This window comes from Streptomyces sp. NPDC044033 (assembly GCF_056434425.1).
On sequence record NZ_JBWKFF010000009.1, the window covers coordinates 294,403 to 309,296 of the forward strand.

11 protein-coding genes and 1 pseudogene are annotated in these 14,894 nt (G+C 71.9%); 5 read left to right on the top strand and 7 right to left on the bottom strand.

Annotated elements, in window-relative coordinates:
• Window positions 1-101: 101 nt before the first annotated feature.
• Window positions 102-573 (bottom strand): annotated as a pseudogene (locus AC07AB_RS18825) (S8 family serine peptidase); the annotation flags it as partial.
• Window positions 574-844: 271 nt separating this feature from the next.
• On the opposite strand from AC07AB_RS18825, the gene AC07AB_RS18830 reads away from it, so the two are divergent.
• The 3 genes from AC07AB_RS18830 to AC07AB_RS18840 all read left to right on the top strand — a co-directional run bounded on the left by AC07AB_RS18830 (window position 845) and on the right by AC07AB_RS18840 (window position 4,761).
• Complete coding sequence (locus AC07AB_RS18830; RefSeq protein ID WP_478567823.1) at window positions 845-1,306, top strand: VOC family protein; 462 nt, start codon at window positions 845-847, stop codon at window positions 1,304-1,306.
• 354 nt (window positions 1,307-1,660) lie between these two features.
• A complete protein-coding gene (locus AC07AB_RS18835; protein WP_478567826.1) occupies window positions 1,661-3,412 on the top strand; it encodes a TIGR03767 family metallophosphoesterase in 1,752 nt (583 codons plus the stop codon).
• A 143-nt stretch (window positions 3,413-3,555) separates the two neighbouring features.
• A complete protein-coding gene (locus AC07AB_RS18840) occupies window positions 3,556-4,761 on the top strand; it encodes a serine hydrolase domain-containing protein (RefSeq protein WP_478567829.1) in 1,206 nt (401 codons plus the stop codon).
• 35 nt (window positions 4,762-4,796) lie between these two features.
• Here AC07AB_RS18840 and AC07AB_RS18845 read toward each other — a convergent pair whose 3' ends face one another.
• Both AC07AB_RS18845 and pepN read right to left on the bottom strand, forming a co-directional pair.
• Entirely contained in the window at window positions 4,797-5,843 is a 1,047-nt protein-coding gene (locus AC07AB_RS18845) for a hypothetical protein (protein WP_478567832.1), read from the bottom strand.
• Between the two features lie 204 nt (window positions 5,844-6,047).
• A complete protein-coding gene (gene pepN / locus AC07AB_RS18850; protein WP_478567835.1) occupies window positions 6,048-8,687 on the bottom strand; it encodes an aminopeptidase N in 2,640 nt (879 codons plus the stop codon).
• A 117-nt stretch (window positions 8,688-8,804) separates the two neighbouring features.
• Between pepN and AC07AB_RS18855 the strand changes: the two genes are divergently transcribed.
• Window positions 8,805-9,455 carry a DsbA family oxidoreductase gene (locus tag AC07AB_RS18855; protein WP_478567838.1) on the top strand — a complete coding sequence of 217 codons (651 nt, stop codon included), beginning with the start codon at window positions 8,805-8,807 and terminating at the stop codon, window positions 9,453-9,455.
• A 1-nt stretch (window position 9,456) separates the two neighbouring features.
• On the opposite strand, the gene AC07AB_RS18860 is transcribed toward AC07AB_RS18855, so the two are convergent.
• The 4 genes from AC07AB_RS18860 to AC07AB_RS18875 form a co-directional block, all read right to left on the bottom strand.
• Window positions 9,457-9,666, bottom strand: coding sequence for a hypothetical protein (locus AC07AB_RS18860; RefSeq protein ID WP_478567840.1), 210 nt, complete (start codon window positions 9,664-9,666; stop codon window positions 9,457-9,459).
• Between the two features lie 167 nt (window positions 9,667-9,833).
• Entirely contained in the window at window positions 9,834-10,475 is a 642-nt protein-coding gene (locus tag AC07AB_RS18865; protein WP_363131830.1) for a superoxide dismutase, read from the bottom strand.
• Window positions 10,476-10,639: 164 nt separating this feature from the next.
• A complete protein-coding gene (locus AC07AB_RS18870) occupies window positions 10,640-12,067 on the bottom strand; it encodes an amino acid permease (protein WP_478567843.1) in 1,428 nt (475 codons plus the stop codon).
• A gap of 436 nt (window positions 12,068-12,503) precedes the next feature.
• A complete protein-coding gene (locus tag AC07AB_RS18875) occupies window positions 12,504-13,901 on the bottom strand; it encodes an amino acid permease (protein ID WP_478567846.1) in 1,398 nt (465 codons plus the stop codon).
• Window positions 13,902-14,171: 270 nt separating this feature from the next.
• Between AC07AB_RS18875 and AC07AB_RS18880 the strand changes: the two genes are divergently transcribed.
• Complete coding sequence (locus tag AC07AB_RS18880) at window positions 14,172-14,774, top strand: biotin transporter BioY (protein WP_478567849.1); 603 nt, start codon at window positions 14,172-14,174, stop codon at window positions 14,772-14,774.
• Window positions 14,775-14,894 lie beyond the last annotated feature (120 nt).

Sequence of the window (14,894 nt, forward strand, 5' to 3'; positions counted from 1 at the left end):
CACGGCGCCGTTCTCGAGGGTCTGTTGGTGTTGGTTCTTGTCCTGTGTGTTTTTGCCTGGCTTGGGTTATGTGTCTTTGCTTTCTTAAACCGCTTTCCCCCCTTCCCCTCCCTCCCCCCCCTCCCCCGGGTCCGGGAGCCTGATCTCCTGCTTGAGGTCGATGCCGTGCACGGAGTCGAGGCGCTGCGCCTTGGCGATGACGGCGTCCGCCTGGGCGGTCGGCACGGTGGCCCGTACGTAGCCGAGCTTGTCGTACGTACGCCCCACCGAGCCGCCCTTGACCGCGTCCAGCTCCCCGGCGACCTGGGCGGTCCGGCCGGGGGCGGTGGCGATCATCAGCGTGACGTTCTTGTCGCCGTCCGCCTTGGCGTCGGCGAGCAACTGGGCGTCGTGCGCGCCGAGTTTGGCCGCGGCCGTCTTGGCGGGACCGGGGTCGGGGCTCGCGCCCGGGCCGTGGCCCGCGGCCAGCGCGGGGATCGGGGCAGCGAGCGCGGCCACCAGGCCCGCGGCGACCGCTATTCGGGCCGCGCGTCTCGCGCCGCCGGCGGATGGGCGCTGAGGATCAGGGGTCATAGCGTCCTTCTTCGGTAAGGAAGGTCCGGAATCCGGAAATCGGAACCGGATGACCGATCACTTTCACGCAAGTGATGGCTGTTTGGGGAGGGTTGTCGGGGTCGAAAGTAATGATGGCGTAAACCCGCCATGTGCCACAGGTGAGGAAACGGCAATAAAGCCGTCAAGCGGTCAGCGGCCGTAGGCCGGTTGACCGCCTTCGAAGACCGCTCCTACTGTCGTCGGCAGCGGGCGGCCGGGAGCGGCCCGGGCCCCGGCGGGAGGGAACGCCATGGTCTCGGCCAAGCTGCGCACCGGGCACGTCGGCCTCAACGTCACCGACATCGACCGCTCGATCGCCTTCTACACCCGGGTGTTCGGCTTCGAGGTGCTCCGCGAGGGCGCGGCCGACGCGGGGGAGGGCCGCCGCTTCGCGTTCCTCGGCCGCGACGGGGAACTCGCCGTCACGCTCTGGCAGCAGGCCGACAGCCCGTACGACGGCGGCCGCTCCGGGCTCCACCACCTCGCCTTCGAGGTCGACCGGATCCAGGACGTACGGGCGGCCGAGGCCGTACTGCGGTCCATCGGCGCGGACTTCCACTACGAGGGCGTCGTGCCGCACGGCCAGGGCACACCGTCCGGCGGCGTCTTCTTCCACGATCCGGACGGCACCCGGCTGGAGCTCTTCGCCCCGTCCGGCGCGGAGGGGCTGGTGGCGCCGGTGATGGAGGCGCCTACCTGCGGGTTCTTCTGAGCGGGTAGTCGGCCGGCCGGCCAGTCGACCGGCCGGCCGGTAGCGCCGGCCCCGCGCCGCCCGCGGAGCGCGCGGACCGCCCCGCGCCCCCGCCCACGGAGCGCGCGCCCTGCCCCGCGCCCCGCCCCGTACGCCGGGCGCGTTCCCACGCCCGGTGAACTCCGAGTGAGCGCCAGCGCTCCATTCGGCGTGCCCGGCATGGCGGTTCGCAATCGCCGATACGGATGTGGAGCGATCGGCGGCGGCCGTTGCCACCGCGTTAACGCCCAGGTCATTCCCGATGCCAACGATCCTCTGTGACAGGTCGGCCACGGCCGTCGGCCACATTCGCGTTCGCACTCGGGGAGACAGCGCATGCCACGCAGGTCCCGTATCCGTTCCGCAGCCGCCGCCCTCGATCGCCGTACGTTCCTCACCGCCACGGGCGCCGTCGGCGCCGCCGCCGGGCTCGGCCTGGCGTTCGGCCCGGGCGAGGGCTCGGCGACGGCCTCCCAGCCCGCCGCCTCCGACGCCGCCGCCAGAATCGGGGCGGCGACCCGTACGGTCCCCACCGCCCCCGCCGCCCCCTCGAAGACCGGCACCACCCTCGCCTCCGTGGCCGCCCCGCGCGGCACCGGCCCCTTCCGGCGGCTCGGCGACGGCCCCGGCTGGCCCCGGCAGACCCGCACCGACCTGGCCGCCGCGAAGAAGGGCCGCGCGGACCGCCGCACCACCGTCGCCTCCTTCGTGCAGTTCACCGACCTCCACCTCACCGACGTCCAGCACCCGCTGCGCTACGAGTTCTTCCGGGCCGGCAACACCGGCTCCTGGCGGCCCCACGAGGCGCTGACCATGCCCGGCGTCGTCTCCCTCATCGAACGCGTCAACGCGCTGCGCACCGGCCCCGCCACCGGCACCCCGCTCTCCTTCGTGATGACCACCGGGGACAACGGCGACAACAACTCCAAGGCCGAACTGGACTGGTTCCTCACGGCCATGGCCGGCGGCCGGATCACCCCCAACACCGGCGACCCCCGCCACTACGAAGGCGTCCAGAACAGCGGCCTCAAGCTCTTCTGGAACCCCGAGAGCACCCTGCGCGACAACGACAAGCAGCAGGGCTTCCCGCGCCTGCCGGGCTACCTCACCGCCGCCACCCGCACCGTCAACAGCCCCGGCCTCGCCGTCCCCTGGTACTCCACCTACGGCAACCACGACGGGCTCTCCGGCGGCTGCTACCCGGGCGTCGGCAGCTTCATCGCGGACGTCGCCACCGGCGACCGCAAGCTCCAGTCCATCGGCGCCGCCGAGGCCAAGCGCATCCTCGACGGGGAGGCGGGCGGCGCGGACCCCAAGGGCAAGCACATCGAGGCGCTGCTGCGCGCCCACCGCAAGGACATGCGCACCATCACCCCCGACCCGCGCCGCGCCCCCACCACCACCCGCGACTACCTGGCCGCGCACCTCGACCCGGCGCACACCGGCGCGGGCCCCGTCGGCCACGGCTACGGCAAGGCCAACCTCGACGCGGGCACCCTCTACTACTCCTTCAAGATCTCCGACCGCGTCATCGGCATCAGCCTCGACTCGACCGATCCGGGCGGCCACTACCAGGGCTCGCTGGGCACCGCCCAACTCCGCTGGCTGGAGCGGACCTTGAACGAGCACAAGGACCAGTACGCGCTCGTCTTCAGCCACCACCCGAGCTGGAGCATGAACAACGCGACGCCCGACCCGGCCCACCCGGGCGAGGCCCGGCACGAGGGCGACGAGCTGATCGCCGTGCTCCGCCGCCACCGCAACGTGCTCGCCTGGATCAACGGCCACAGCCACAAGAACAAGATCGCCCCGCGCGGCACCTTCTGGGAGGTCTCCACCGCCTCCCACGTCGACTACCCCCAGCTCGCCCGCGTCATCGAGGTGACGGACAACCACGACGGCACCGTCTCGCTCTTCACCACCCTCATCGAGTCGGCCGCCCCGCACCGCACCGACTTCCACGACCTCTCCCAGACCGGCCTCGCCGCCCTCTACCGCGAACTGGCCTTCAACGCACCGGGCGCGAGCCCCGGACTCGTCGGTCTGCCGGGGGACCGCAACACCGAACTGCTGCTGCCCCGGCGCTGATCCGCCGCCCCGCGCGGGCGGCGGGGCCGTGCGCGCGTACGCCCTGTGGCCTGAACTCACGGGTGGGGCGGGGGTGAAGCAACGGTACGGGCCGTGCCGGAGTCCTCCCCGGTGCAACGTCCGCAACCGTTGGAGGAATCGCCATGACCACGCGCACCGTAAGGAACGGGCTGATAGGCGCGGCGGTGAGCGCCACGCTGACCGTGGCCGCGCTCGCCGTCCCCGCACAGGCGAACACCGGCCGGGGCCACGGTCACGCCGCCACTCAGAAGGCCATGGACGCCCAGGTGGCGGCCGGAGCGCCGGGCTCCCTGGGGCAGGCACGGGACGGGAACGGGACCTGGAACGGCTCCGCGGGCGTCGCCGACCTGAGAACGGAGCGCCCCCGCAAGGCCGCCGACCGCTTCCGGGCCGGCAGCATCACCAAGGCGTTCGTCTCCACCGTCCTGCTGCAACTGGAGGCAGAGGGGAAGCTGAGCCTCGACGACACCGTCGAGCACTGGCTGCCCGGTGCGGTCCAGGGCCACGGCAACGACGGCTCCAAGATCAAGATCCGTCAGCTCCTCAACCACACCAGCGGGCTCTTCAACTACACCGAGGACCCCGTCATGCTCCACAACCTCTCCGACGGGTTCTTCGAGCACCGCTACGACACGTACACCCCCGAGCAGCTGGTGCGCGTCGCCATGTCGCACAAGCCGGAGTTCGAGCCCGGCACGAGCTGGAAATACTCCAACACCAACTACATCCTCGCCGGGATGATCGTGGGCAAGGCGGCCGGCCACTCGTACGCCGCCGAGATCGAGCGGCGGATCATCGAGCCGCTCGGGCTGCACGGCACCACGCTGCCCGGCACGTCGGCCCGGATGCCGAGCCCGCACGGACGCGCGTACAGCCCGCTCACCGCCGACCCGGACGCCAAGATCCACGACGTCACCGAGCTGAACCCCTCGTGGGGCGGCGCGGCCGGCGAGGTCATCTCGACGACGGGCGACCTCAACCGCTTCTACCGGGCACTGATCGGCGGCAAGCTCCTGCCGGAGCAACAGCAGAAGGAACTGAAGACCACCGTCGCCGTCGCCCCCGGCAACACCACCTTCCGCTACGGCCTCGGCGTCGCCTGGGCGAAGCTGTCCTGCGGAAAGGACATCTGGATGCACGACGGCGGCATCCACGGCTCGCTCTCCCTGGCGACCGCCACCCCGGACGGCCGCCACACCGCGGCCTTCAACCTCAACGGGGACTGGGCGGGCGAGTGGGGCTCCGTGATGGAGGCCGAGTACTGCGGCAAGGCCCCGGCGGCGGGCACCCCGTCACCGTTGAACAAGGCGCTCACCGCACTGCGCTGACCGATCGGTCCCGGCTCCGGCTCGCGGTGCCGGTCTCACCTCGGCAGTACCGCCACATAGGCGGCCGGGTCGTGGTCGTCCGCCGCCATCAGGGCGGTACGGACGACCGCGGCCTGCTGCTCCGCCGCGTCCCGCAGCTTCCCCGGCGACAGGTGGACGACTGTGATGCCGAGCCGCTCCAGACGCTCCCGCCGGTGGACGCGGTCGCGGCGGACGGCGTCCGCGGCCGCGTCGGCGCACGGCGAGCGGACATCGATCTCCACCGCCACGGACCGCTCGGGCCAGTACGCGTCCACGCCGCCCAGTGACGGTCCGCCGGCCGGCCGCAGTTCGACGTTCCACACCGGCTCGGGCAGCCCGTGCCCGCGCACCATGGCGTACAGCGCGGTCTCCGCGATGGCCCGCTCCTCGGCGGCCAGTGCCTCCACGGCGTCCACGACCTGCGGCCGGGTCAGCAGCCGGGCCCGGCCCAGCTCCCGCACCGCGGCGCTCGCCTCGCAGTGCCCGCCGCGCACCGCCTCCGTCAGCAGCCGGCGCACGGCGGCCGGCTCGCCGAGCTGGGCCACGGCGTCGGCGAGGGCGCGCTCCACCGGGGCCACCGGCACCCCGGTGACCTCCTGCGGGTCCGGCAGCTCCACCGTCCGTACGACCTGCACGAAGCCGGTGGAGCGCAGCCTGCGGGTGCGCGGCACCAGGACGCCGATCCGGTCGAGGGAGCGCAGCGGGGGAGCGGCGGAGAACCGGTGCAGGGCGAGCGCCGCGAGCCCGGTGATCATCACCTCGCGGTACGGGCCCGGCCCGGCCGCCGGGCCCCCGGGCCGGGGCTGCGACGGCACGCCCTGGACGCGGTACGCGGTGTACAGCAGCGCGGCGTGCAGCCGCTCCTCGCTGGTGGGCGGCCCGGGGTGGAGCAGGAAGACCCCCGGCAGCAGCTGCTGCCAGGGGCCGCCGGGGCGGCAGCGGTCGGCGGCGTCGGCGCCGCCGACGCCGTACTCGCGCAGCTGCCGCGTGGTCAGCACACGCCGCCGTACCTCGTCGAGGGGGAGCGGAGGGCGGGCGGAGAGCGGGGTGTCGTGGTCCATGCCCCGGCAATTCCCGCGCGCCGTCCGTCTCCTAACCGCTGTTACACGCCCGTCGGCGAATCAGGACAAGGCCGCCCTAAAGTACGGGCGTTCGACTGCCGAAAACCGTCCGTGCGGGCGCCGTCCGCACGGACGGCCTCGCGCCGCCCGACGTCCGCCCGTACGTACGGTCTCGCGGCTCCCCGTCCGTACCAGCGGTCCGGCTCAGCGGGCCCCGGCCGCCGTGTCGCACTCCTGCGCGCGCAGCGCCCGCGCCAGGTCGTCGCGCTCCTCCAGGACCAGGCGGCGCAGCGCCGCCGGGGTGCCTCCCTCGGCGGAGTGCTCCGCCAGCCAGGCGTCGGCCGCCGCCAGGGTCGCCGGGTCGTCCTGGAGCGCCGGGAACAGCCCGCGGACGATCGCCATGCCGATCTCGATGGACCGCTCCCGCCAGACGCGGTCGATCGCCGCGAAGTACTTCGGCGCGTACGGCGCGAGGAGACCGCGCTGACCGGGCTGGTCGAAGCCGGAGATGGTGGCCTCGACCAGCGCGTTGGACAGCGCGTCGGACTCCACGACCGTCGCCCACGCCTGGTCCTTGACCGCCGCCGAGGGGCGCGCGGCCAGGCAGCGCACCTGGTGCCGCTTGCCGGAGGCGGTGTCGTCACGGGCCAGCTCGGCCGCGATCAGCGCCTCGTCGGCCACGCCGTGCGCGGCGAGCGGCTCAAGCAGCGTCCAGCGCAGCTCCTGGTCCACGTCGAGCCCGTCGATCTTCGCGGTCCCCGCCAGCAGGCCGCGCAGCAGCTGAAGGTCCGCGTCCTCGCCCGCGACCTGGGCGAAGAACCGCGCCCACGCGAGCTGGTGGCCGCTGCCCGGCTCGGCGAGCCGCAGCTCGCTCAGCGCCGCCTCGGCGAGCAGCCGGCCGCCCTCGGCGCGCCACTCGGTCGCGGTGTAGTGGGTGAGCGCGGTCTTCGCCCACGCGTGCAGCATCTGGAGCACGCCGATGCCGGACTCGGCCCCGGCGAACCGCCGCACCAGGTCGAGGAAGTCACGGGCGGGCATCAGCCCGTCGCGGGTCATGTTCCACAGCGCGGACCAGCACAGCGCGCGGGCGAGCGGGTCGGTCACCTCGTCCAGGTGCGCCCGCAGGGTGGCCAGCGACCCCTCGTCGAAGCGGACCTTGCAGTACGTCAGGTCGTCGTCGTTGACCAGGATCAGCTCGGGGCGGTCGGCCCCGGCCAGCTCCTCGACGACCGTACGGGGCCCGGCGACGTCCACCTCGGCGCGGGCGTAGCGCACCAGCGCGCCGTCGGCGTTCTCCCGGCGGTAGAGGCCGACGGCGACGCGGTGCGGGCGCAGCTCGGGGTGGGACTCGGCGGCCTCCTGGAGCACGGCGAGCTCGGTGACGCGCCCGGCGGCGTCGTAGGTGGCCTGCGGGGTGAGCGAGTTGACGCCCGCGGTCTGCAGCCACGACCGCGCCCAGCCGGCCATGTCGCGGCCGGAGGTCTCGGCCAGCACGGAGAGCAGGTCCGCCAGGGTGGTGTTGCCGTACGCGTGGCGCTTGAAGTAGCGCCGGGCGCCTTCGAGGAACGCGTCGCGCCCCACGTAGGCCACGAGCTGCTTGAGCACGGCCGCGCCCTTGGCATAGGTGATGCCGTCGAAGTTGAGCTTGGCGTCCTGGAGGTCGTTGATGTCGGCGGTGACCGGGTGCGTGGAGGGCAGCTGGTCGGCGCGGTAGGCCCAGGACTTGCGGCGGTTGGCGAAGGTGATCCAGCCGTCCTCGAAACGGGTCGCCTCGACCAGCGCGAAGGCTCCCATGAAGTCGGCGAACGACTCCTTGAGCCACAGGTCGTCCCACCACCCCATGGTCACCAGGTCGCCGAACCACATGTGGGCCATCTCGTGCAGGATGACGTTGGCCCGGGCCTCGTACGACGTCTGCGTCACCTTGCCGCGGAAGACGAACTCCTCGCGGAAGGTCACACAGCCCGGGTTCTCCATCGCCCCGATGTTGTACTCCGGCACGAACGCCTGGTCGTACTTGCCGAACGGGTACGGGTAGTCGAAGTGGTCGTGGAAGAAGTCCAGGCCCTGCTTGGTGATCGTGAAGATGTCGTCCGCGTCGAAGTGCTTGGCCAGCCCCTTGCGGCAGAGCGCGCCCAGCGGGATCTCCAGCGTGGTGCCGTCGTCGAAGGCGCGGCTGTAGTGGTCGCGCACGTAGTGGTACGGGCCGGCGACGACGGCGGTGATGTACGTGGAGATCGGCTGGGTACGGGCGAAGCGCCAGGTGGCGGCCGGGGTGCCGTCGGCCGCGGCCTCGGCCGGGGCCGGCTCGCCGTCCTGCGCGCCGTTGCTCAGCACGGTCCACTCGGCCGGCGCGGTCACCTCGAAGGTGAACGGTGCCTTCAGATCGGGCTGCTCGAAGCAGGCGAAGACACGCCGGGAGTCGGCGGGCTCGTACTGCGTGTAGAGGTAGACCTCGCCGTCCTCGGGGTCGGTGAAGCGGTGCATGCCCTCGCCGGTCCGGCTGTACGCGCACCGCGCGTCCACCACCAGGACGTTCCGCGCGGCCAGCCCCTCCAGCGCGATCCGCGAGCCGTCGAAGACGGCGGCCGGGTCCAGCTCCGTGCCGTTCAGCTCGACCCTGGTCACGGACGGCGCCAGCAGGTCCACGAAGGTCGCGGCCCCGGGCTCGGCGCAGTCGAAGCGGATGGTGGCCGTGGAGCGGAAGACGCGTGGCGCGCCCGGTTCGGCGCCGCCGCGCGGCCCGACGGCGGACCGCAGATCGAGCGCTACGTCGTAGCTCTCCACGGTCAGCAGGCGGGCCCGCTCACGGGCCTCGTCACGGGTCAGGTTCTCACCGGGCACGACATGTCTCCCTCTTCTGCGTCTTCTGTGTGTCGTAGGTCGAACACTTGGAATCATGGCATGGTGCCCGATTGTTGAACCGCTGACCGAGGTGCCTTGGCGCCCTACGGGGCCGTGATGAGGAGAGAACCCGTGTCCGAGACCATCAAGACCCCCGCCGATTTCTGGTTCGACCCGGTCTGCCCGTGGGCCTGGATGACATCCCGTTGGGTGCTTGAAGTGGAGAAGGTCCGTCCGGTCGAGGTCCGCTGGCATGTGATGAGCCTGTCGGTGCTCAACGAGAACCGGCTCGACGAACTGCCCGAGAAGTACGCCGAGCTCACCAAGACGGGCTGGGGCCCGGTGCGCGTGTGCGTCGCGGCCGCGCAGCAGTTCGGCGACGAGGTGCTGGGCCGGCTCTACACGGCGCTCGGCACCCGTATCCACCTCCAGAGGATGGGGCGCGGGCGCGACATGGTCCTGGCGGCGCTGGAGGACGCGGGGCTGCCGGCGGAGCTGGCCGACGCCATGGACTCCGACGCGTACGACGACGCGGTGCGCGCCTCGCACCAGGTGGGCATCGACCTGGTCGGCCAGGACGTGGGCACGCCGGTCATCGCGGTGCCGGGCGCCTCCGGCGAGCGGATCGCCTTCTTCGGCCCGGTCGTCACCCCGGCCCCCAAGGGCGAGGAGGCGGCACGCCTGTGGGACGGCGCCCTGCTGGTCGCGTCCGTACCGGGCTTCTACGAGCTCAAGCGCAGCCGGACCGAGCGCCCGAACTTCGACTGAGTCAGCGGAAGGACTCGGGGAGGTTGCCGCCGTCGTTCTTGTTGCCCACCCGCTGGAACCGCACGCAGCCCTTGCGGGCGCAGCGCCAGTAGTCGTCCACGTTGCGTTCCCCGGTGATGCGCCGGACCGCGGACATCTCGGATGCGCCCGCGAGGGGCCGGAATCCCTGCATGCCGCCGCAGTTCGGGCAGTCCTTCGTCTTCGTCGCCATGCGCGCAGAGTAGGGGCCCGCTGAGCTTCGGCACGAGCCCGGAACCGGGCATACAGAAGGGCCCCCGTGAGTCATGTCCTCGCGGGGGCCCTTCCTCTGTCCGCCTGCCGGGCGAAGGTTGAGAAGACGATCACGAGGCAGGGCGCTTCTCGCTGCGGAGCCGTTCGCTACGGGGCCAGCAGCAGGTTGTTGGCGCGCTCCTTGGCGGCGGTGTAGCGCTTCGCCACGTCCTGCCAGTTGACGACCTGCCACATGGCCTCGATGAAGTCCACCTTCTGGTTCTTGTACTGAAGGTAGAAGGCGTGCTCCCAGGCGTCGAAGACCAGGATCGGGACCGAGCCCTGGCCGACGTTGCCCTGGTGGTCGTAGATCTGCTCGACGATGAGGCGGCCGGTGACCGGCTCGTAGGCGAGGACGCCCCAGCCCGAGCCCTGTGTGGTGGCCGACGCCTTGGTCAGCTGGGCCTTGAACTTGGCGAAGGAGCCGAAGGACTCCGCGATGGCGTCCGCGAGGCCGCCCACGCCGTCCTTGTCCAGCGGCTCGCCGCCGCCGTCACCGGTCATGTTGTGCCAGTAAATGGAGTGCAGGATGTGACCGGAGAGGTGGAAGGCCAGGTTCTTCTCCAGGCCGTTGATCGAGCCCCACTGGTCCTTGTCCCGGGCCTCCGCGAGCTGCTCCAGGGTGTCGTTCGCACCCTTGACGTACGCCGCGTGGTGCTTGTCGTGGTGCAGTTCGATGATCTCGGGGCTGATGACCGGAGCCAGCGCCGAGTAGTCGTACGGGAGTTCAGGAAGTGTGTAGATGGCCATGCCGAGCCCTCTCCGACTGCGTGTTGCAATTAACTTGCAGGTAGACGCTATCAGCAGGAGCAATCCAAACGCGGGAAAGGGTGGCGGCCTGCGACAAAAGACCGAGACGGGGTAGGTCTCCGAGATCAGGACCCGCCCCGCCCCGGTATGGCGGGTGCGCCGTATCAGCTCTTCGCGGCTGCCGTCCGCTGCCGTACGTATCCGACGAGCGCCAGCACGGCCGTCAGCCCGGCGGTGAAGTACAGCTGCAACCGGGTGTCCTCCTCGCGCAGCATCAGCGCCAGCACGCCGAGGATGGCGAACAGCGCCGCCCAGGTCAGATACGGGAAGAGCCACATCCGCACGACGAGCCGCTCGGGCTCCTCGCGTTGCAGCCGCCGCCGCGACAGCAGCTGCGTGGCCGCGATGAAGGCCCACACCACCAGCACGGCGGCGCCGGTCATGTACAGCAGCCACTTGAAGACGGTGTCCGGCCACCAGTAGCTGAGCAGCACCGCGAAGAAGCCGAAGGCGGAGGAGGCGAGCACGGTCAGCCGGGGGACGCCGCCGAAGGTCCGGCCGAGGGCCTTGGGGCCCTGGCCGCGGGCCACGAGCGAGTACGACATCCGGGACGCGCCGTAGATGTTGGCGTTCATCGCGGAGAGCAGGGCGATCAGCACGATGACGTTCATGATCTGACCGGCCGCCGGAATGTCCAGGTAGTCCAGGACCGCGACGTACGGGCCGTCCTTGACCACGGACTTGTCGTCCCACGGAATCAGCGTGACGACCACGAGCATCGAGCCCACGTAGAAGAGGGCGATGCGCCACATGGCCGTACGGACCGCCTTGGCGACGCCCCGGACCGGATGCTCCGACTCGGCCGCCGCGATCGTCACCGTCTCCAGGCCGCCGTAGGCGAACACGGACGCCAGCAGACCGATGATCAGGCCGTTCAGGCCGTTCGGCAGGAAGCCGCCCGCGCCGGTGAGGTTGTCGCCGCCCGGCGAGCTGGTGCCCGGCAGCAGACCGAGGATGGCGAGCACGCCCAGCACCAGGAAGATCCCGATCGCGCCGACCTTCAGCGTCGCGAACCAGAACTCGAACTCCCCGAAGTTGCCCACCGCCGCGAGGTTCGTGCCGCAGAAGAGGACCATGAAGAGCAGGACCCACATCCAGGACGACGTGGCCGGGAACCAGGAGACCATGATGGTCGCCGCGCCGATCGCCTCGACCGCGATGCCCACGCACAGCTCGACCCAGAACATCCACCCCGCGGTGAACCCCGCCCAGGGGCCGATAGCGCGCTCCGCGTGCACGGAGAAGGTGCCCGACGCCGGGTTGGCCGCGGACATCTCGCCGAGCATCCGCATCACGAGCATCACCAGCAGGCCGGAGACCGCGTACGCGAGCACGATGCCCGGACCGGCCTTGGCGATGCCCGCGCCCGACCCCACGAAGAGTCCGGCGCCGATCACACCGCCCAGCGCGATCATCGACAGGTGGCGCTGTTTGAGGCCGTTCGACAGCGATGCGTCGCCGGGTGCGGGGGCGGCGCCTGTCGCGTCGGGCGCCTCGCGCTCATGCGCGGAGGACGCAGGTGTCCGAGTCATGGTCGTGGCTGTCCTCAGGCGTGAGATCGATAATGAGGGACCTCAGTGTGGGGCGCGTGTTCGCTCAGGACAACAGGCGTGACAAAGGTGTTCGATATTCAGTCGTGATCGTGACTGTGTGTACCTGACTTGTCGTCAGAAATATCGCTATGGAGCATCGTGCGCCCGGACGCGCGTCCGGATACGGGCGTCGAGCGCGCGGGCCCGGTACGTCCTCGCCGTGCGCTCCACCGGATTCCGTACGTCCCGTGCTGTGCGCTCCACTGGATTCCGTACGCCCCTGTCCGCGCGCTCCGCCGCATTCCGTACGACCGCCACTCGCGCACCCGCGCTACCGCCACCCGCGCTACCGCCACCCGCGCTACCGCCACCCGCGCTACCGCCACCCGCGCTACCGCCACCCGCGCTACCGCCACCCGCGCTACCGCGCCCCGCGCTACCGCGCCCCGCGCCGCCGGAACTCCCGGAGCAGGGCCACCACCAGCACCAGGCCCGTGGCCCCCGCCGACCACAGCAGCTGCGGCCGGGCGGAGTCGTCGAACAGCATCAGCACCAGCACCGCCGCCATCGCGGCCAGCGCCGCCCACGTCAGCCACGGGAACCCCCACATCCGCAGCGTCATCCGCTCCGGAAGCTCGCGCTCCAGCCGTCGCCGCAGCCGCAGCTGCGAGGCGGCGATCAGCCCCCAGACGAAGAGCAGCACCGCGCCCACCGCGTTCAGCAGGTACTGGAAGACCGAATCCGGCCACTCCAGATTCAGCAGCACGGAGACGAAGCCGAACGCGACCGACGCGAGCACCGCCCGCCGCGGCACCCCGCCGCCGGCCACCGCCAGCAGCGAACGCGGCGCCTCGCCGCGCTCCGCCAGCGAGAAGACCATCCGGGACGAGCCGTAGAGATTGGCGTTGAGCGCGGACAGCAGCGCCACGAACACCACGATGTTCATGATCTGCCCGGAGGCCGGCACCCCGATCGAGTCCAGCACCGCCACGTACGGGCTCTTCCCCGGCTGCATCGAGGACCAGGGCAGCAGGGCGACGATGACGAGCATCGAGCCGACGTAGAAGAAGAGGATGCGCCACACGGCGCTGCGCATCGCGCGGGCCACCGCGCGCCCGGGGTCGTCCGACTCGGCGGCCGCGATCGTGACGACCTCCAGGCCGCCGAAGGCGAAGACCACGGCGAGCACGCCGGAGGTCACCCCGCTCCAGCCGTGCGGCAGGAACCCGCCCTGCCCGGTGAGGTTGGTGAGCCCCACCGCGTGGGTGTCGGGCAGCACCCCGAAGATCGCCAGCAGACCCAGCGCCAGGAACAGGACGATCGCCGTGACCTTGAGCGTCGCGAACCAGAACTCGAACTCGCCGAAGTTGCGCACCGCGGCGAGATTGGCGCCGGTGAACACCACCATGAACAGCAGCACCCACGCCCACTGCGGTACCGCGGGCGCCCAGCCGTTGGCGATCTGCGCCGCGCCCGTCGCCTCCACCGCCAACACGACGACCAGCAGGAACCAGTACAGCCAGCCCACCGAGAAGCCGGCCCACCGCCCCAGCGCCCGCTCCGCGTGCACCGAGAACGCGCCCGAGGCGGGCATCGCCGCGGACATCTCGCCGAGCATCCGCATCACCAGTATCGCGAGCGCGCCCGCGATCAGGTACGAGATGACGATGCCGGGCCCCGCGACGGCGATGCCGGCCCCCGAGCCCACGAACAGCCCGGCGCCGATCACCCCGCCCAGCCCGAGCATCGTCATATGGCGCTGCTTGAGCCCGGTGGCGAGCGGCACTCTCGGACCGTCGGAGCGGGACTCGACGGCAGGGGATGCGTCCTGCATAGCGCGCGTGACTCCCGAGGCGATGTGTGGTCAGAGGGACCACAGTGTCCCCGCGCCCGACCATACGGCGCAAACCCCCGCCGCCGCGTGACAAGCCTCACGCGACCCGTGGGAACCGGCGAACGCCCAGGCAGGCCGGGAAATCCTGGTTCCGATCGGAAGTCTCCAAGACCGGCCGTGCGGCTTTGTCGCCGCCATACCGTGATCGCGGAGAGGCCCTCCGCTAACGTCGCACTGTCCTCAACAGCCCTTGACCCCGCGGAGTAACCGATGGCCACCGCCGCCGCCACAGCTTCCCGGACCGGTACGGTCCTCGCCGATCTGCTCCCCGCCGCCACCGACGCCCGGGCCCGCGCCCGCGACGTGGCCCTCGTCCTCGGCGGCGCCGCCCTCACCGGCATCGCCGCCCAGATAGCCGTCCCGATCCCGGGCTCCCCGGTCCCGGTCACCGGCCAGACCTTCGCCGCCCTGCTGGTCGGCACCGCCCTCGGCGCCCGCCGCGGCTTCCTCTCCCTCGCGCTGTACGCCCTGATCGGCATGGCCGGCATGCCCTGGTTCGCGAACGGCGCCGCGGGCGCGGGCGGCGCGACCTTCGGCTATGTGCTGGGCATGCTGCTCGCCTCGACCGTCGTCGGCGCCCTGGCCCGCCGCGGCGCCGACCGCTCCCCGCTGCGCACCGCGGGCGCCATGGCGCTCGGCTCCGCGCTGATCTACGGGGTCGGCGTCCCCTACCTCGCGCTCAGCACGCACATCTCGCTCACCGCGGCCGTCGCCGCCGGGCTGACCCCGTTCCTGATCGGCGACGCGCTCAAGGCCGCGCTCGCGATGGGCGCGCTGCCCGCCGCCTGGAAGCTGCTCGGCCGCCGCGGCTGACCGCGGGGCGCGTGTCCGTACGGGCCGGGGGGGGGGGGGGGGGGGGGGGGGGGGGGGGGGGGGGGGGGGGGGGGGGGGGGGGGGGGGGGGGGGGGGGGGGGGGGGGGGGGGGGGGGGGGG

Coding starts and splice junctions, on each gene's coding strand:
- AC07AB_RS18840 (WP_478567829.1), top strand. CDS start 3,556: ATGACCACGCGCACCGTAAGGAACGGGCTGATAGGCGCGGCGGTGAGC.
- AC07AB_RS18860 (WP_478567840.1), bottom strand. CDS start 9,666: ATGGCGACGAAGACGAAGGACTGCCCGAACTGCGGCGGCATGCAGGGA.
- AC07AB_RS18855 (WP_478567838.1), top strand. CDS start 8,805: ATGAGGAGAGAACCCGTGTCCGAGACCATCAAGACCCCCGCCGATTTC.
- AC07AB_RS18845 (WP_478567832.1), bottom strand. CDS start 5,843: ATGGACCACGACACCCCGCTCTCCGCCCGCCCTCCGCTCCCCCTCGAC.
- AC07AB_RS18830 (WP_478567823.1), top strand. CDS start 845: ATGGTCTCGGCCAAGCTGCGCACCGGGCACGTCGGCCTCAACGTCACC.
- AC07AB_RS18870 (WP_478567843.1), bottom strand. CDS start 12,067: ATGACTCGGACACCTGCGTCCTCCGCGCATGAGCGCGAGGCGCCCGAC.
- AC07AB_RS18875 (WP_478567846.1), bottom strand. CDS start 13,901: ATGCAGGACGCATCCCCTGCCGTCGAGTCCCGCTCCGACGGTCCGAGA.
- AC07AB_RS18835 (WP_478567826.1), top strand. CDS start 1,661: ATGCCACGCAGGTCCCGTATCCGTTCCGCAGCCGCCGCCCTCGATCGC.
- AC07AB_RS18865 (WP_363131830.1), bottom strand. CDS start 10,475: ATGGCCATCTACACACTTCCTGAACTCCCGTACGACTACTCGGCGCTG.
- AC07AB_RS18880 (WP_478567849.1), top strand. CDS start 14,172: ATGGCCACCGCCGCCGCCACAGCTTCCCGGACCGGTACGGTCCTCGCC.